The organism is Pseudooceanicola sediminis, assembly GCF_003575965.1.
Classification (GTDB): Bacteria; Pseudomonadota; Alphaproteobacteria; order Rhodobacterales; family Rhodobacteraceae; genus Pseudooceanicola; species Pseudooceanicola sediminis.
The window spans coordinates 195,875-212,639 of the sequence record NZ_QWJJ01000005.1; the positions used below are offsets into that span (position 1 = coordinate 195,875).

At 62.6% G+C, this 16,765-nt stretch carries 15 protein-coding genes; 6 read left to right on the forward strand and 9 right to left on the reverse strand.

The window, feature by feature from the left end; genetic code table 11:
• Nucleotides 1-44: 44 nt before the first annotated feature.
• The 3 genes from DL237_RS07345 to DL237_RS07355 are packed head-to-tail and all read right to left on the reverse strand — an operon-like array spanning nucleotide 45 to nucleotide 3,280.
• Nucleotides 45-512 (reverse strand): DUF6173 family protein, encoded by a 468-nt coding sequence (locus tag DL237_RS07345; RefSeq protein ID WP_119398406.1) that lies wholly within the window; start codon nucleotides 510-512, stop codon nucleotides 45-47.
• Between the two features lie 3 nt (nucleotides 513-515).
• Nucleotides 516-1,556, reverse strand: coding sequence for an MBL fold metallo-hydrolase (locus tag DL237_RS07350; protein ID WP_119398407.1), 1,041 nt, complete (start codon nucleotides 1,554-1,556; stop codon nucleotides 516-518).
• Entirely contained in the window at nucleotides 1,553-3,280 is a 1,728-nt protein-coding gene (locus tag DL237_RS07355; protein ID WP_119398408.1) for an acyl-CoA dehydrogenase, read from the reverse strand. The genes DL237_RS07350 and DL237_RS07355 overlap by 4 nt, the downstream gene beginning before the upstream one ends.
• 144 nt (nucleotides 3,281-3,424) lie before the next feature.
• Between DL237_RS07355 and DL237_RS07360 the strand changes: the two genes are divergently transcribed.
• Complete coding sequence (locus DL237_RS07360) at nucleotides 3,425-4,384, forward strand: L-threonylcarbamoyladenylate synthase (protein ID WP_119398409.1); 960 nt, start codon at nucleotides 3,425-3,427, stop codon at nucleotides 4,382-4,384.
• 22 nt (nucleotides 4,385-4,406) lie between these two features.
• Here the strand turns inward: DL237_RS07360 and DL237_RS07365 are convergent, their stop codons facing one another.
• Nucleotides 4,407-4,973: a YqgE/AlgH family protein gene (locus tag DL237_RS07365; protein WP_119398410.1), complete on the reverse strand. Its 567-nt coding sequence runs from the start codon at nucleotides 4,971-4,973 to the stop codon at nucleotides 4,407-4,409.
• Nucleotides 4,974-5,144: 171 nt separating this feature from the next.
• Between DL237_RS07365 and DL237_RS07370 the strand changes: the two genes are divergently transcribed.
• Nucleotides 5,145-5,954 (forward strand): protein-disulfide reductase DsbD domain-containing protein, encoded by an 810-nt coding sequence (locus DL237_RS07370; RefSeq protein WP_119398497.1) that lies wholly within the window; start codon nucleotides 5,145-5,147, stop codon nucleotides 5,952-5,954.
• 14 nt (nucleotides 5,955-5,968) lie between these two features.
• On the opposite strand, the gene DL237_RS07375 is transcribed toward DL237_RS07370, so the two are convergent.
• The 5 genes from DL237_RS07375 to DL237_RS07395 all read right to left on the reverse strand — a co-directional run bounded on the left by DL237_RS07375 (nucleotide 5,969) and on the right by DL237_RS07395 (nucleotide 12,933).
• Complete coding sequence (locus tag DL237_RS07375; RefSeq protein ID WP_119398411.1) at nucleotides 5,969-9,370, reverse strand: efflux RND transporter permease subunit; 3,402 nt, start codon at nucleotides 9,368-9,370, stop codon at nucleotides 5,969-5,971.
• Nucleotides 9,371-9,373: 3 nt separating this feature from the next.
• A complete protein-coding gene (locus tag DL237_RS07380; protein WP_119398412.1) occupies nucleotides 9,374-10,849 on the reverse strand; it encodes an efflux RND transporter periplasmic adaptor subunit in 1,476 nt (491 codons plus the stop codon).
• A 121-nt stretch (nucleotides 10,850-10,970) separates the two neighbouring features.
• Nucleotides 10,971-11,513, reverse strand: a complete 543-nt coding sequence (gene moaB, locus DL237_RS07385) for a molybdenum cofactor biosynthesis protein B (protein ID WP_119398413.1) — start codon at nucleotides 11,511-11,513, stop codon at nucleotides 10,971-10,973.
• 5 nt (nucleotides 11,514-11,518) lie between these two features.
• Nucleotides 11,519-12,136, reverse strand: a complete 618-nt coding sequence (locus tag DL237_RS07390) for a LysE family translocator (protein ID WP_119398414.1) — start codon at nucleotides 12,134-12,136, stop codon at nucleotides 11,519-11,521.
• Nucleotides 12,136-12,933 carry a uracil-DNA glycosylase gene (locus DL237_RS07395; protein ID WP_119398498.1) on the reverse strand — a complete coding sequence of 266 codons (798 nt, stop codon included), beginning with the start codon at nucleotides 12,931-12,933 and terminating at the stop codon, nucleotides 12,136-12,138. Before DL237_RS07395 ends, DL237_RS07390 begins: the two co-directional genes overlap by 1 nt.
• Before the next feature lie 148 nt (nucleotides 12,934-13,081).
• On the opposite strand from DL237_RS07395, the gene DL237_RS07400 reads away from it, so the two are divergent.
• The 4 genes from DL237_RS07400 to plsY all read left to right on the forward strand — a co-directional run bounded on the left by DL237_RS07400 (nucleotide 13,082) and on the right by plsY (nucleotide 16,734).
• On the forward strand, nucleotides 13,082-14,038 hold the full coding sequence (locus DL237_RS07400; protein ID WP_119398415.1) for an aspartate carbamoyltransferase catalytic subunit: 957 nt from the start codon (nucleotides 13,082-13,084) through the stop codon (nucleotides 14,036-14,038).
• A gap of 100 nt (nucleotides 14,039-14,138) precedes the next feature.
• A complete protein-coding gene (locus DL237_RS07405) occupies nucleotides 14,139-14,696 on the forward strand; it encodes a hypothetical protein (protein ID WP_119398416.1) in 558 nt (185 codons plus the stop codon).
• A gap of 128 nt (nucleotides 14,697-14,824) precedes the next feature.
• On the forward strand, nucleotides 14,825-16,108 hold the full coding sequence (gene pyrC, locus DL237_RS07410) for a dihydroorotase (protein ID WP_119398417.1): 1,284 nt from the start codon (nucleotides 14,825-14,827) through the stop codon (nucleotides 16,106-16,108).
• 11 nt (nucleotides 16,109-16,119) lie between these two features.
• Nucleotides 16,120-16,734: a glycerol-3-phosphate 1-O-acyltransferase PlsY gene (plsY, locus tag DL237_RS07415; RefSeq protein ID WP_119398418.1), complete on the forward strand. Its 615-nt coding sequence runs from the start codon at nucleotides 16,120-16,122 to the stop codon at nucleotides 16,732-16,734.
• Nucleotides 16,735-16,765 lie beyond the last annotated feature (31 nt).

Below are 16,765 nucleotides of genomic sequence, written 5' to 3' on the forward strand. Positions count from 1 at the left end.
CGTCGCAGGTGTGGATAGCGGATTACGTTCACCCTGTCACCTGCTCAGGTGACGTCCGTTTCCGTGTTTTCCAGATCTGCCCGCAGCTGAAACCCGATGCGCCGAGGCGCCTCTTGCTCCACCTGTTTCGGCATGGCGCGCAACATGACGGCAAGCTGGGTCACGTGCTGGATCAACTGCGTCCGGGCACCGCTGCTGTCGGTGCCGTAAAACGTCACGATATCGGGATCGAAATAGCCCATACCCTCGATCCGCAAGACACCGGCGTCCCCGCCCGCGAATCCCATCGCGACTTCATGTTCGGCATCCAGGTTTTCTTCGAAATTCTGGATGTAGAGAACCAAACGCTCATAGGCCCACGCCGCCGGGCTCTTGGAGGTGACAGGCTTGTCGATGACCTTTTCAGGCAGTTTGTCCGCGCTGGCTTGGCCGGACATGGTGTGCGCCTCGTGACGACAGGGCAGAAATGAATTTTCAACCGCCTCCGCACTGGTCTCGATGGATTGCGACATGCCTTACTCCCTGCTTTGCCAGATATAGGCGCCGTCTTCACGCAGGCTGCGTGACACCGCGCCGGACTGGTGCAAGTTATTGAGATGGGCCACCGCCTCTACCAAGGCAAGCCCGAAGACACCTTCATCGATGCGACGCTTGAAAAGCACGGGAAAACACTCGACGGCGGTGCGGGGCGTCTGCAAATGCTCTTGCAGTCGCGCCAGTCCCGACGTGTGATTTTCGATCATTTGCCGCAGCCGCGTCGGCAACCCGGTAAATGGCAGCTTGTGCCCGCAAAGCACCAGGTGATCGTCGCGTCCATATTGCGCCAGCCGGCGTGTCGCATCGATCCATTCGCTCAGGGGGTCGGCTTCCGGCTCCGTCGGGTGAACCCCGATATTCGCACTGATCGAGGGCAAAAGTTGGTCCCCGCCGATGACCAACGCATCCTCGCGCGACCAGAGGGTCACGTGCTCTGGCGCGTGGCCATCCCCCATCCGCACGTCCCATGTACGACCGCCTGCGCGGAAGACATCGCCCTCCTGCAACCGGGTAAAGCCGATCGGCAATGGGTGAACGACATCGGCAAAGTTGAAGGGGCGTTCCGCGATCCTGCGGCTCAGCAGATCCGGAGGCATACCGGCCCGCCGCCAGAAGGTCACTGCCGCATCAGAAGGCGCATCCTGCACATCAAGCACCAGCATCCGTGCCGTCAGCCATGCAGTTCGAGAGGAGACGAGCTCATCTGCGCCCTGCGCCAGAAACCAGCCCGCCAGCCCGCAGTGATCGGGATGATGATGCGTCATCATGACCCGGCGCACCGGCTTTCCCGCCATGGGTCCGTCCAGCAACGCCTGCCAGATGGCGCGCGTCCGACCGGAATCAAAACCGGTATCAACGATGGTCCAGCCATCTCCGTCATCCAGGGCAAAGACATTGACGTGATCCAGCGCCATCGGCAACGGCAGACGGATCCACAGAATGCCCTCGGCCACCTCGACCGTCTCGCCGACCGCTGGTGGTGTTTCCCAGGGAAACCGGATCGGCGCGTTCAGCGTCATGCCGACAGATCCTCGACCGAGATCGAATAAAGATCCTCGGCCCCGACCGTCGCATGTGCCAGCAACCCGACATGCTCCGGCAACATCCGTGCGATATAGAACCCGGCGAGACGGCTGCGCGGCCCGTCCCCGTCTTCGGCCAGTGCGGCCTTGAGATGGAAATAACCGCCCAACACCCTGGCAAACCCCATCAGATAGGGGACCGATCCCGCGAAGCGCTCGTTCAGATCGCTCTGGCTGACCATCCACTCCGTCGCCTCGCGCAGCGTTTCCACAGCCTGCCACAGCGGTTCGGCTAGGGTATCGTACTGCCCTCGGGCCGCCTCGGCCACCGCGTGCATCTCCTCGATCAGGGCATAGACGGCTTCTCCGCCGTCCATCATCTTGCGGGCCACCAGGTCCATCGACTGGATGCCATTGGTGCCCTCGTAGATCGCGGTCACCCGCACGTCGCGGTAATACTGCGCCGCGCCGGTTTCCTCGATAAAGCCCATGCCACCGTGAATCTGAACGCCCATTTCGGCGACGCGCATTCCGGTTTCCGTACCGAAGGCCTTGGCAATCGGGGTCAGAACCGCCGCCCTGGCCTTCGCCTCGGCCGATCCCGAGGCCTTGGCCAGATCAATTGCCACAGCGCAGGATAATGCGATCGCGCGCGATGCAAAGACATCGGCGCGCATCGTGGCCAGCATCCGGCGCACGTCGGCATGGTCGATGATCGCCCCCGTTGCGTCTGGTTTTCCCTCCAGAACGGTCCGACCCTGCTTGCGGTCGAGGGCAAACGCCAGCGCGTGCTGATAGGCGCCTTCTGCCGCCCCGATGCCCTGAATGCCCACGCCGAGACGGGCGTTGTTCATCATCGTGAACATCGCCGCCATGCCCTTGTGCTCTTGCCCGATCAGCCATCCGGTCGCCCCGTCATATTCCATGACGGCCGTGGGTGAGCCGTGCAGACCCATCTTGTGCTCCAGGCTGACCACGCGCAACGTATTCGCATCCCCGAGAGAGCCGTCCTCGTTCGGCAGATACTTCGGCACCATGAACAGGCTGATACCCTTTGTCCCCGGCGCCGCATCTGGCAGGCGCGCAAGGACCAGGTGGCAAACATTGCCACCGAAATCATGATCCCCCCAGGAAATGTAGATTTTCTGCCCCGTTACCGCATAAGTCCCGTCGCCCTTCGGCTCCGCCCGCGTCCGCAACGCCCCCACGTCGGATCCGGCCTGCGGCTCTGTCAGGTTCATCGTGCCGGTCCATTCACCGCTGATCAGGCGGGGTAGATACATCGCCTGGATCTCGGGGCTGGCGTGATGTTCCAGCGCCTCGATCTGGCCCTGCGTCAACAGCGGGTTCAGTCCGAGGGACAGGCAGGATGCCGACAGCATATCGTTCATGGCGGCAGTCAGCGTACCCGGCAGCGCCATGCCTCCGAATTCCTCGGGCGCTGACAACCCCAGCCAGCCACCCTCAGCCAGGGCACGAAATCCTTCGGCATAGCCCTTGGACGTGCGCACGATGCCGTTTTCCAGCTTGGCTGGATCAGTGTCGCCACTGCGCTGCAAGGGGGCCCATACCTCTTCGGTCAAACGACCAAGCTCTGTCAGGATCGCCTCGACGGTGTCGGGCGTCGCGTCGCCAAATGCTTCGGTTTGTGCAACTTTTTCAAAGCCGACGACTTTTTCCAGAAGAAAGGTGAAATCGGTGACTGGCGCGCGAAATGGCATGGTGATCTCCTCCCAGTGCCGCTTGGCAATACGAATGCCTGGCTGTATTGGCACGTTTAACAGGTCTGCTACCGTATCGACACGGCATCTGTCATCAACTGCAACGCCGCGTCACGGAAAATGTCACATCGAAAAGGACAGCCCATGTCCCGACTGAAAACGCGCCATCTGAGCCAAGACGAGGCCGGCCTGGACGAGGCTGCACGCCTGTTGAAGGAGGGATCGCTTGTCGCGATGCCGACGGAAACCGTCTACGGCCTGGCAGCAGACGCGGCCAATGATCGGGCAGTCGCCGCGATATACGAGGCAAAGGGCCGCCCCAGCTTCAACCCGCTGATCGCGCACCTCGCCAGTGCCGATGCCGCAGCCGAGCTGACGGTCTTTCCCAACGCCGCACGGGTTCTGGCAAATGCCTTTTGGCCCGGCCCCCTGACGCTGGTCCTGCCGATCAGACCTGGCGCGGCCATTTCGCCCTTGATGACGGCGGGCCTGAACACCTTGGCAGTGCGCGTGCCGGCCCACCCTGTTGCGCATGACCTGTTGCGACGTTTCGGTGGTGCCGTTGCAGCGCCTTCGGCAAATCCCTCGGGGCGGATAAGTCCGACCACGCCGGACCATGTGTTGCAAGGGCTCGAAGGCAAGATCGCCGCCATCCTTGACGGCGGGCCCTGTGCCGTCGGTGTCGAGTCGACCATTCTGGCAGTGGATGAGGAGGGTAAATTGCGCCTGCTCAGACCCGGCAGCATCGGACCCGAGGATATCCGCGCCCGTACGGGCTTGACCCTGCAATCGCCTATCGGCGAAGACAACCGTATCGAGGCGCCCGGGCAAATGGGGTCGCACTATGCCCCGCGTGGCACGATGCGCCTGAATGCCGAGACGGTTCAGCCCGGCGAAACCATGTTGGGGTTTGGCGCTGTCGACTGTGTCGTGAACCTTTCAACTTCTGGCGATCTGGCAGAGGCCGCCGCGAACCTGTTCACGATGATGCACCGCCTGGACGCCATGGGCGCGATGCGCATCGCCGTGTCCCCCATCCCCATGCGCGGCATAGGGTTGGCCATCAATGATCGCCTTACCCGCGCCGCTGCACCGCGGACTTGAAACCGGAAACCATGCAGCCTTGTCAGGCGCGTCCGTAAGCCGTGGACAAGGTCAGCGGGTGAATGCCCTGCGCCGCAAGCGCAAGTTCCCACTTGCGCGGGTCGGGTTGTGAAAAAACCAGATCAGAGGTTGCCTCGCCGGTCAGCCAGCCGTTCTCGGCAATCTCGCGTTCCAACTGGCCAGCCCCCCAGCCGCAATATCCCAGAGCCAGCAAGGACTGACGCGGCCCCCGGCCCTCGGCAATATCTTCGAGGATGTCCAGGGTCGCCGTCATTGCAAGCGTATCCGTCACCGCCAGCGTGGAAATGGACGATTTGTATTCCGGCGAATGCAGAACAAAGCCGCGCTCCAACTCGACGGGTCCACCCGCGTAAACGGTCAACTGCGGCATCCTGGTGCTGCGCGTTATCGAAAGCTGGTCAAACAGGTCGGCCGCCGCGACCTGATCTGTCGGCTTATTGACCATAAGCCCCATGGCACCGTCCTGCGAATGCGCGCAAACAACAATGACGGAGTTCGAGAAACGGTCGTCCGACAGCCCTGGCGTGGCAATCAGGATATTGCCTGTGAGATCGAAGAGTTCCGGCAATTTAAATGCCCCTATGACTCGAAAACAAACCCCACCACCTGCAGCATTGACGCGACAGGGCGTCAAGCGCAACGAAAAAGACGTGATCTGGCTCCACCTCTGCGATCAATGACGCCGGTCTCGCCGCTTTGTGAGTTGGCATTTCATCTCGACCGCTGCATCTGTGATCGGATGAAACGGATATTTCTCAGCATCGCCATTGCGGCGGCCACTGTCGTCGCTGGGTTCCCGGCACACGCGAACCCCTATGCAAGCTATCTTGATGCCAAGGTGCTGCCGGGATGGCGCGACGCGGACGGGTACCATATGGCGGGGCTCGAGCTCACCCTCGCGCCCGGCTGGAAAACATACTGGCGGGCACCCGGCAGCGCGGGCATCCCGCCGAGTTTCAATTGGTCCGGTTCTACCAACCTCGCAGGTGTGGAGGTGATTTGGCCCCGCCCGCATGTCTTCGACCTCGATGGACTGCGTTCGATCGGGTACAAGGACAGGGTTGTCCTGCCCTTGCGTGTCACGCCGCAGGACGGGGCAGCGCCAGTTGTCCTGAAGGGCGATATCCAGCTGGGGATCTGCGAAACCGTTTGCGTTCCGTTGGATGTTCGCGTCACGGCGGACCTTGCGGCAAATCAGACCCGCCGGGCGCCCGCCATCGCCGCGGCACTTGCCGGGCGCCCCTATTCAGCGTCAGAAGCCAAGCTGCGCAAGGCAATCTGCAAAGTATCTCCGACTAAGGAAGGTCTCGAACTCGAGGCGCGCCTCGATATGCCGTCGTCGGGTGGCGACGAGGTGACGGTCTTCGAAACGGCCCTGCCGGATGTTCTGGTGTCCGACTCGACCTCGCATCGCGAAGGCAACACTCTGGTGTCGCACGCCAAGATCGTCTCTTACGGGGGCCCTGTCGTGATCGACCGCTCGAGACTGCGCATCACGGTGCTGGGAAGCAACTATGCCGTCGAGCTGGTTGGCTGCGACGCCCGGTAGACAGACGCACCGGATCAGGCAGCGGGTGCGCCGCGCCGTGCATACAAAAGCGCGCTGACGGCAAACAGAGACAGGGTAACCGCGATCATGCCTGCGATAAACAGGACGAATGCGGCCAGCATCAGCGGCAAATCTGCCCCCCATGGCAAAAACGCCAAGAGCGGTGCAAATATCGCATCTTGCCAGAGGGCGTATCCCATCGTCAGCGCCAGCCAGCACAGCGTCACGACCACACCGAACCGGTTAAGCGCCCGCAACCCTTTGGCCCGTCGTGCCCTCAATGACCTGCGCAACGCAAGCCTCATCCGCTTAAGGTCATGTTGCATCGCCATGAGGGACGGCACCACCAGCAAGACCAATACAATGCCAAACCCCAGGCCATAGACCAGCGTGATCACCGTCGGCTTGAGGAATTGCGCCTGGCTTGAACGTTCATACAATAGGGGGGCCAGCCCGAGGACCGTGGTCAGCGTCGTCAGCACGACCGGGCGCAATCGGTCTGCCGTACCATCGATGATCGACGGAAACAGCCCGCGTTCTGCCGCATATTCATCGATCGTCGTAACAAGAACGATGGAATCGTTGATGATGATGCCGGTCATGCCCAACAGCCCGACAACGGTGAACATCGACAGCGGTACATCCCAGATGGCATGACCGTAAAATGTGCCGATCAGCCCGAACGGGATGATGGCCATGACCACGAGGGGACGCAACCAGCTTGCAAAGACCCATGCCAGAACCAGGTAGATCCCCGTCAGCACGAAGATGAGCCCGGCCCCGGCATCCGACAGAAACCTGTCCTCCTGTTCCGCCAACCCGGACAAGCGAAATTCGATCTGCCGTTCGGAGGCAATGCGAGGCAGGATGTCATCGGTCAGCGCCGACATGATCTCGGCGGCACGCGCCGGATCATCTTTTGAAATATCACCGTTGACCGAGATCACACGCAGGCCGTTTTCGCGTCGTACAGTCGAAAATCCGCTGCGTTGCGTCACGCGCACGATGTCGGCCAGGGGGACATATTGTCCCGTCGGTGAACGCAGGTTTGTACGCTCCAGAAAGTCCGCCGTCAGCTCATCTTCGGGCAGTTCAACCCGGATGACGGCGCTGCGCGGCCCGTCCGGATAGGTCGCAGCCTCAATACCGTTCAGCCGGTGACGCAGGACCCGTCCCAGTTCATCTATCGTAAAGCCCAAAGCTTGCCCTTGCGGGGTCAAATCCAGGACCAACTCATCCTTGTCGTAGGACAGGTTATCCTCAACGGCCGAGACCTCGGGATAGCGTTGCAGACTTGTCTTGAGATCTTCGGACGCCGCCTTCAGCGTTTCGGAATCGGCGCCGTAGAACTGCACATCCAGAGCATCGCCACCAGGGCCGGACCCCCAACTGCGAAAAGACAGCACTTCTGTCAACGGATGCTGTTGCACCGCGTCTTGCAAGGCTGCCACGAAACGAGAGCTGGAATAGGGCCGCAAATCCGCGTCGATCAGTTCAATGGCAATGGACCCGAGTTGCTCCGGGTCTTTGGTGTCGGCGCCAGCGAGATCCCGACCACTGTTGCCGCCGACCTCGGCTATGACATAGTCAATCGGACTGCGACCATAATCCGCAGCAAATGTTTCAGCAACGGCATCGGTAGCGCGCTGCATTTCGCGCATCATGGCCATCGTGTCTTCACGCGTCGCCCCGGGCGCCATCATGAAATTCCCGGTGATCGACCCCTGCTCCGGCGAGTTGAAGAAACGCCATTGCAGATCACCACGAATGAACATCGATACCTGCGACGCAAAGATCAGCAGCACAAAGGCAAATACCGGATAGCGGGCCCAGATGACTCCGGCCATCAGGGGGCGGAAGAGTGTGTCGCGGATCCAGTCGAAACAGCGGTTCACACTCAGCGACGGCCAATCATACCAATGGCGCTGCCCTGCATGGGCCAGCGCGTGAGACATGTGATTTGGCAGAATCAAAAAGCATTCGACCAAGGAGGCGACCAGCACCGCGATCACGGTAAAGGGAATGTCGGCAATCATGTCGCCAAAGCGCCCGTCGATCACGGTCAGGCCAAAGAACGCGATGACTGTGGTCAGGGTGGCCGAGAAGACCGGCATGGACATGCGACTGGCGGCACTTTCGGCAGCCTCGACCGGGCCTTCACCACTCTGCCTTACGCGCGCGTCGGCATATTCCGCGACAACGATGGCATCATCCACCACGATCCCCAACGTGATGATCAGGGCAAAAAGCGAAATCATGTTCAGGGTTAAACCGGCCAGGTACATCAGCGCTATGGCAGTCAGCATGGCCACAGGGATGCCGGCCGCCACCCAGAGTGCCGTGCGCGCGTTCAAGAACAGGAACAGCAACCCCAGGACCAGCACAAGCCCCAGGGCCCCGTTGTCGACAAGAATGTCCAGCCGTCCGGAAATCGCCTCGGCGCGGGTGCGGATCAGATCGATCGAGGTTCCCGCCGGCAATGTCGCCTCCAGGTCTGCCGCGACCGTTTCCACTTGCTGTTGGATGCGGATTGCGTCGCCCTTGTCCGACCGATCGACCCGCACGGATATGGCAGGATCATTTCCGACAAAGTAGCTGCGCGCGCGATCGGCACCCTCAACCCGTATGCGCGCCACATCACCGATGGTCAGCGACGACCCATCGGGATTGCTGCGCAGAACTATTGCCTCAATCTGTTTTGCCGTTCGTTTTTGCGTGCCCGTGCGGACCCTTGCGTTGGCACCGTCAACGTCCCCTGCCGGATCAGTATCGACCTCGGCGGCAATGACCGCTGCGATTTGCTGCAGTGTTACATCATGCCGGATCAGGCTGGCCGAGGGCACCTCGACCGTCGTTCGCGGCGCAGCCAGGCCGCGAATGGTGGCGCGCGTAACCCCGGCGGCGAACAAGCGGGTCACGAACTCATCGGCAAAGCGCGCCAGTTGATCCACCCCGACAGGGCCTGTGATGATGACATCCGTCACCCGATCGCGCCAGACACTGCGCCGAACTTCGGGCAAGTCGGCCTCCTCTGGAAGCGTGGTAACGGCGTCAACTGCCGCCTGGACGTCATCGGCGGCGCGCGCCATATCCCAGCCCGGCTCGAACTCCAGCTCGATCCGCGCGCGACCTTCGGTAGATTGCGACGCGGATTCGGCCACTCCCTCGACCGCCAGCAGGGCGGGTTCCAGAACCTGTACGATGGCAAGGTCGACGTCCTCAGCCCCCGCACCCTCCCACGCGACACTGACGCGTACACTGTCTATGATCACATCCGGGAAATATTGCGCGCGCATACGCGGCACAGCCGCTATTCCCGCCACCAGCATCACCACCAGCAACAGGTTTGCCGCCGTGCGGTGGCGCGCAAAGTAGCTCAGCAGGCCCCTTGCCGATCCCGGTGGTGGGCGCATCATGGATCAGCCCCCCATTCGGCTTTCCAGGCGCGCGATCGTGGCGGCCGGCACCTTTGGCTGATCAAGTTGAGCCAGGATGCGACTTTTTGCTTCGGCGGGCATCGACTGGCTTGCCTCCACGAAGGCAACGAGGCGTGCGCGCTGCTCTGCACTCAGTTCGACCAGGCTGTCCTGTGCCGGGCCGTCCTCGGTACGCGCGGTGCCATCCTGCCGTGCACGATTGGCACGCACCAATATGCCACGGCCGAGCAGCGGCGTGCGCTGCGCCACGACGTCCCGCCCTGCCAAATCATCGCTCCGTACCAACACGTCGTCCCCCTGGCGCCGCACCAATACCACTTGCATCACATCGAGGCGATTTCCCTCGGCCAGGACCAACACCTGCCCCGAGGCATCCAGCGCGGTCGCCGGAAGGCGGATGACCCCGTTCAGCGGATCCTCCAATACCTTGACCGTCACGAAATCACCTGGTTTCAGACCTCGTGTCTGGTCAAGCGTGGCCAGGACAACGCGACCAGTCTGCCCTTCGCCAACTGCGGCATTGTCCCGGCTGATGTGCCCGCTCGCCGTCAGCGCCGTATCGGCATTGTCCAGCGACACCGAGACCGGCAGCGGTTTCAGGCGCCCCTTCTCGTCCAGCATCCGCGCATATTGCGCCGTCGAGATCCGAAAGGCGACTTCCATCGCATCAGGATCGATCAGCTGGGCGAGCATTTCGTTTGCGGACAAAAGGCGGCCCTGAACCAGCGTAACCCCTGACAATGTGCCATCGAAAACTGCCGTGATCACTGTATCATCCAAACCGCGCTGCGCCACGTCACGTGCAATACGTGCCCGGTCCAGCGCCGTCGCTGCGGAATCGATACGCGCTTCGGCCTGGGCCAGCGCACTTCGAGAGGCCAGCACCGACTGACGCGCCGAGGCCGCGCTCAGCTCGGCCTCTTCGACCGCGGCTGCCGATCCGATGCCACGCTCGACCAGCTGGTTTTGCCGCGTCAGCGCCTTGCCGCGCAGCCTGGCCTGATCTTCGGCCGCGTGCAGTGTGTCGCGCGCAATGACAAGGCCGCGCTCGGCATCGCGCACTTCGGCCTGCGCATCGGCGAGGTCGGCAACAGCCCGGTCCAGCGCGGCCTGCGCCGGTTGCGGATCAACCCTGAGCAGCGTCTGCCCCTGCTCGACCCGGCCCCCTTCACGAAATTCGGCCGCAAGATGCACAACGGGACCAGTGGCCGAGGCACGGATATCCAGCGTCCGTCGGCTTTGCACACTACCATACGCCGTTAGCACAGGTGCGATTGTTTCCGGCTGCGCATGAACCACGTTGACGGTAAACGCCCGTTCGCGCGCCTTCGGGATGAACGGTTCCTGCGACATCCGCGTTTCGATCGCGCTGGCAACCAATGTACCCGCATAGACCAGCAGACCGAGGGTCACCGCCAACAGGAACAGCCCGGACAGGCTTCGGGTCAGAAATCGCATGTGCAGGGTCCAGCGTTGGATTTACCGTTTGCGTTGCATGTGTCGCATCAAACAACTTTGCCGAGTAGGATGCGCATGACAATACCACATTCCAAGTCACGAAGGTGTCAGGAATGATGCGCTATTTTCGCCGCAAATGCTCATCCAGGCGGGGCATTATCTCAACAAAGTTGCAGGGCATGTGGCGGTAGTCGAGCTGCTTGCAAAGGATTTCGTCCCAGGCATCCTTGCAGGCGCCGGTGCTGCCGGGCAAAGCAAACAGGTATGTGCCGCCCGCGACACCGCCCGTGGCCCGGCTCTGCACCGCAGAAGTACCGATCTTTTGCATCGACACGATGGTAAAGACCGTGGCGAAGGCATCAATTTCCTTTTCATAGACGTCACGGTGGGCCTCGACCGTCACATCCCTGCCGGTCAACCCTGTCCCCCCGGTGGAAATCACCACGTCGACGCCGTCGTCCGCGATCCATCTGCGCAGTTGTCGCGTGATGTCGGTGCGATCATCGCGCAGCATCTTTCGATCAGCCAGGACGTGTCCTGCTGCCTCGATCCGCGCGACCAACGTGTCGCCCGACCTGTCGTCTTCCGGGCCGCGCGTGTCACTGACGCTCAGCACGGCAATGCGGACCGGGATAAAGGCGCGCGGCGTATCGATGGGGGACATCGTCGTCAGCTCCGTTGCAAGAGGATCAGGCGCAGCGCCAGCCCGGCAAAGATCGCAGCCGAGATCCGCTGCATCCATCGCGTCCCCCGTGCGCCGCGGACAAAGCGCTGTTGCAGCCGCCCTGCAAGTGCACCGACGACGCCGTTGATGATCAGCCCGCCCAACGACAGCACCGCCCCGAAGATCAGGAACTGCGGCAATACAGGCTGTGTCGGATCAACGAACTGCGGCACGAAGGCAAGGATGAACAAGATCACCTTGGGATTCGAAAGGTTTACCAACAATCCGTCGCGAAACGGTCGCCCCGCCGAAGCCTCCGCCCCCCCTGGCCGGGCCTTGGACCGCAGGATCTGCCACGCCATCCACAGCAGATAGGCCGCACCGACCCAGCGGATCGCATCGAAGGCAACGGGATGCGCAGCGACGATCGCCCCGACGCCAAGCCCGGCGACCAGCGCGTGGATCAGCCCCCCGACCGCGACCCCTGCACTTCCTTTCCATGCCGCTCCGGCACCAGATCGCACGCCCTGCCCGACACAGAACATCATGTCGGCGCCCGGCGTCACGTTCAGCGCCAGCGATGCGGGCACGAATGTCAGCAGGACGAGCCAATCGAGTGCCATCACCGCCCCTGCCCCAACCGTGCACTGAGCGACAACAGATCCGCCCATGCCTCGCGTTTCGCATGAGGCTGGCGCAACAGGTATGCGGGATGTGTCATCGGCAGCGCCGGAAGCCCGAATGCCTCGGACCAGTGACCGCGCAGTTTGAGGATGCCACGCTGGCCTAGTGCCGCCTGGCAGGAAATGTTGCCCATCAGCACAAGCACATCGGGCTTTGCCAATGCCACGTGTTTTTGCAGGAACGGCAGCATCATCGCGATTTCTTCTGGTTTCGGATCACGGTTCTGCGGTGGCCGCCAAGGCAGAACATTGGTGATATAGACCGCGCGGGAAACGTCTTCGGCGGTGCGCGAAAGGCCGATGGCCGCCAGCATCTTGTCCAGCAGCTGACCAGCCCGACCGACGAATGGTCTTCCTTCGCGATCCTCGTCGCGTCCCGGCGCTTCGCCAAGGATCATCACCCGCGCGCCGGGCACGCCATCCGCGAACACCAGGTTGCGCGCCCCAAGGCGCAGCTCGCAATGGTCGTACGCGTCGAGCGCCGTCCGCAACGCGTCCAGCGACCCTGCCGACTGCGCCGCCTGGCGCGCGACATCGACCGCATCGACCTCAAGACGCTCGCGAACTTCCTCGGGGGCATGGCGCACCTGCGCCGCGGCCCGTGCCGGTTTCGCAGGTGCTTCGGGCGCAAGTTCGAACCGGTTCACCGGGGCTTCCCCGATGCACTCGTCAACGCCCAGCTCCACCTGCCATTCCAGCAGGGTGCGGGCCAGATCCCATTCAAGCGCCGATTCCATGGGGGTACAGTATCGCGCCGCGTCTGCGGGCGGAAGCGCGATCCGGGTCGGATCCATCCCATCGCTGGACCTCGGCCTCTGCGGAGGCGTATAAGCGGGTCGAAACACAACGACGCCCGTCTGTGGGCGCGCACCGGGGAGAGAGCCCATGAGCTTCCGCCAGAACCACCTTCTCGGCATCGAACAGCTTGCACCCGATGAAATCACCACCCTGCTGGATCTGTCGGACGAATACGTCGCCTTGAACCGCGCCGCCGAAAAGCACGGCGATGCGCTCAACGGCCTGACCCAGATCAACATGTTCTTCGAAAATTCGACCCGCACGCAGGCCAGTTTCGAGCTGGCCGGCAAACGCCTGGGTGCAGACGTGATGAACATGGCGATGCAGGCATCGTCGATCAAGAAAGGGGAAACCCTGATCGACACGGCGATGACGCTGAACGCGATGCACCCGGATCTGCTGGTCGTGCGCCACCCCCATTCAGGCGCCGTCGACCTGCTGAGCCAGAAGGTGAACTGCGCCGTGCTGAATGCCGGTGACGGGCGCCACGAACACCCCACGCAGGCGCTGCTGGATGCCTTGACCATCCGCCGCACCAAGGGCCGTTTGCACCGCCTGAACATCGCCATTTGCGGCGACATCGCACACAGCCGTGTGGCGCGGTCGAACATGCTGCTGCTGCACAAGATGGAAAACCGCATCCGTCTGATCGGCCCACCGACGCTTGTGCCCTCGGCATTCGCTGAACTTGGCTGTGAAGTTTATGAAAACATGGAAGAAGGGCTGCGCGACGTTGATGTGGTGATGATGCTGCGTCTTCAGAAGGAGCGTATGGACGGCGGCTTTATCCCGTCCGAGCGCGAGTATTACCATCTCTACGGCCTGGACGCCGAAAAGCTGGCCCATGCAAAGGAGGATGCAATCGTCATGCACCCCGGCCCGATGAACCGAGGTGTCGAGATCGATGGCAGCATCGCAGACGACATCAACCGGTCTGTCATCCAGGATCAGGTGGAAATGGGCGTCGCGGTGCGTATGGCGGCAATGGATCTGCTGGCGCGCAATCTGCGGGAACGCAGGGCGGCAGCCAGCGACGCCGCCTGAACAACGGCCCTGCAGGCGCGGAACCCGTCGGCACCTGCGTGGGTTTAGCCTGCAACGGCGCGTCATGCGCCCGATAATCTTCCCGCAGGAGACCCATTAGATGAGCCTGACCGTAAGCCCCGCTGATCGCGATGCCATCTATGTTCTGGCCACCGACCCCGAAGCCCCCGAAGTCGCCGCGATCATGTCGCCCAAGCGGCTGAACGGATCTGCCGGGCGCACGGCGGCCTCGTTGCTCGGGCTGTCCGATGACATGGCGGGAGAGGTCGAGCTGGTCAATCCAGCGGACCTGGAGGGTATAGGCCTGTCGGGCTATCTGACGCAGGGCCTCGGCCTGAATGAAGAGGCCGTGGGGCGCGACAAGATGAACCTCGATGCGCTGCGCAGCCCGGTGATCCTGCTGCGCGGGCGGCTTGCCGAAGCCGGCGAAAGCCGGATCCTGTTGCCACGCGGCATCAGCTATGTCGGGAAATACCTGTTGACCCGCACCGAGGTCGGAATGATGCCGCTGACCGCGCAATCGGCAAGCGGTGTGATCCCCCCGGTGCTGACGGGTGCAACCGCCCCGATGCCACGCAGCAAGGCCTGGATCGCATCTTTGGTAATCGGTGTCGGTGTTGTGCTGGCGCTTGTTGCGATCGGGTTGTCCGTGCTCTGACGTCGCACTCGGCCAGCGGTCGTGATCAAACGCGCGCTGCCATCGCTACCATTTCCCGCCTACACCCCGACGTCGACATGCTTTATAGCGGACCCCGGAACGCCACCCCGGAACGCAAGGGCCTGCCGATGACCACCACCCTCCTCACCAATGTCCTATTGATCGATCCCGAAGCAGGCACGGAGACCGAGGGCAGTTTGCTGATCGGAGAAGGTGTGATCCTCAGCCTAGGGGATGCAGTCGATGCCACCGACGTCGATGAAGTGTTTGATTGCAGAGGCTTGTGCCTTGCGCCGGGCATCGTGGATATCGGCGTCAAGGTCTGTGAGCCGGGAGAGCGGCACAAGGAAAGCTTTGGAACTGCGGGGCGCGCGGCGGCGGCGGGCGGTGTCACGACGATCGTCACCCGCCCTGATACCCATCCTGCCATCGACAGCCCTGAAACGCTGGAATTCGTTGCGCGACGCGGACGCGAGGATGCGCCGGTGCGCGTGCTGCCTATGGCCGCGCTGACCAAGGGCCGCAACGGACGCGAGATGACCGAGATCGGATTTCTGCTGGACGCGGGGGCTGTCGCCTTTACCGATTGCGATCACGTGATCACCGACACCAAGGTCCTGACCCGCGCCCTGACCTATGCAAAGGCACGTAACGCGTTGGTCATAGGGCATATTCAGGAACCGGGCCTGTCGGCAGGCGCCTGCGCGACCTCGGGCAAGTTTGCCGCCCTGCGCGGCCTGCCTGCCGTGTCGCCGATGGCGGAGCGGATGGGCATCGACCGCGATGTATCGCTGATCGAGATGACGGGGGTCCGGTACCACTTTGACCAGGTGACCACGGCCCGTGCCCTGCCGGCGCTGGAGCGTGCCCGCAAAAACGGGCTGGCCGTGACGGCAGGCGTATCGATACACCATCTGACGCTGAACGAATACGACGTGGCGGATTATCGGACTTTCTTCAAGGTCAAGCCACCTCTGCGCTCCGAAGACGACAGGCAGGCGGTTGTGGCCGCCGTGGCATCGGGTCTGATCGACATCATCTCGTCCATGCACACCCCACAAGACGAGGAAAGCAAGCGCCTGCCCTTCGAGGAAGCCGCCAGCGGGGCCGTCGCCTTGGAGACTTTGCTGCCTGCCGCGATGCGTCTGGTCCATGCGGGCGATCTGGATTTACCTACGCTTTTCAGGGCGTTGTCGCTGAACCCATCAAAACTCCTGGGATTGGACACCGGGCGTTTGGCCGTCGGCGCACCGGCGGACCTGGTGCTGTTCGACCCGCATGCGCCCTTTGTGCTGGATCGGTTCGCGATGCTTTCAAAGTCGAAGAACACACCGTTTGACAGTGCCCGGATGCAGGGGCGGGTACGCGCCACCTGGGTTGGTGGGCAACAGGTACATGGGAAGCCGTTGTAATGCTTGGTTTAATGACACCCGAGATCGTCTCTTCGCCGCTGACGCTGCTGCTGGCGGCGGTGCTGGGATACCTGCTGGGGTCGATCCCGTTCGGGATCGTGATCACCCGCGCCTTCGGGCTGGGTGACCTGCGCGAGATCGGGTCGGGCAATATCGGGGCGACGAACGTCTTGCGCACCGGAAACAAGACGGCAGCGCTGCTGACGCTGATCCTGGACAGCGGAAAAGGCGCGGCGGCGGTGCTGATCGCGCGGGCTCTGGCACCGGAGGATGCGGTGCAACTGGCTGGTTTTGCTGCCTTTCTGGGGCATTGCTTTCCGATCTGGCTGGGCTTTCGCGGCGGCAAGGGCGTGGCGACCTACCTGGGCACGTTGCTGGCGCTGTTCTGGCCCGTCGGGCTGGCCTCCTGCGCGACATGGGCCGTCGTGGCCGCCGTGACGCGGTATTCGTCTCTGTCGGCATTGATCGCGGCGGCGCTGAGCGCGGGTTGGTCGGTGCTGTTCGGTCATACCGACATGGCGCTGCTGTGTATCCTGTTGGCATTGCTGATCTTTATCCGCCATCGCGCCAATATCGAGCGGCTGATGACGGGCGAGGAACCGCGGATCGGCAACAGGAAGAGCTGATCAGACCACGCGCGGGTTTCGCCGGGTTTCG

Bases quoted from the DNA above. Each gene is read 5' to 3' on its own strand.
- DL237_RS07345 (WP_119398406.1), bottom strand. From the start codon at position 512: ATGTCGCAATCCATCGAGACCAGTGCGGAGGCGGTTGAAAATTCATTT.
- DL237_RS07390 (WP_119398414.1), bottom strand. From the start codon at position 12,136: ATGGCACTCGATTGGCTCGTCCTGCTGACATTCGTGCCCGCATCGCTG.
- DL237_RS07405 (WP_119398416.1), top strand. From the start codon at position 14,139: ATGAGCCTGACCGTAAGCCCCGCTGATCGCGATGCCATCTATGTTCTG.
- pyrC (WP_119398417.1), top strand. From the start codon at position 14,825: ATGACCACCACCCTCCTCACCAATGTCCTATTGATCGATCCCGAAGCA.
- plsY (WP_119398418.1), top strand. From the start codon at position 16,120: ATGACACCCGAGATCGTCTCTTCGCCGCTGACGCTGCTGCTGGCGGCG.
- DL237_RS07400 (WP_119398415.1), top strand. From the start codon at position 13,082: ATGAGCTTCCGCCAGAACCACCTTCTCGGCATCGAACAGCTTGCACCC.
- DL237_RS07375 (WP_119398411.1), bottom strand. From the start codon at position 9,370: ATGATGCGCCCACCACCGGGATCGGCAAGGGGCCTGCTGAGCTACTTT.
- DL237_RS07355 (WP_119398408.1), bottom strand. From the start codon at position 3,280: ATGCCATTTCGCGCGCCAGTCACCGATTTCACCTTTCTTCTGGAAAAA.
- moaB (WP_119398413.1), bottom strand. From the start codon at position 11,513: ATGTCCCCCATCGATACGCCGCGCGCCTTTATCCCGGTCCGCATTGCC.
- DL237_RS07380 (WP_119398412.1), bottom strand. From the start codon at position 10,849: ATGCGATTTCTGACCCGAAGCCTGTCCGGGCTGTTCCTGTTGGCGGTG.
- DL237_RS07350 (WP_119398407.1), bottom strand. From the start codon at position 1,556: ATGACGCTGAACGCGCCGATCCGGTTTCCCTGGGAAACACCACCAGCG.
- DL237_RS07395 (WP_119398498.1), bottom strand. From the start codon at position 12,933: ATGGAATCGGCGCTTGAATGGGATCTGGCCCGCACCCTGCTGGAATGG.
- DL237_RS07360 (WP_119398409.1), top strand. From the start codon at position 3,425: ATGTCCCGACTGAAAACGCGCCATCTGAGCCAAGACGAGGCCGGCCTG.
- DL237_RS07370 (WP_119398497.1), top strand. From the start codon at position 5,145: ATGAAACGGATATTTCTCAGCATCGCCATTGCGGCGGCCACTGTCGTC.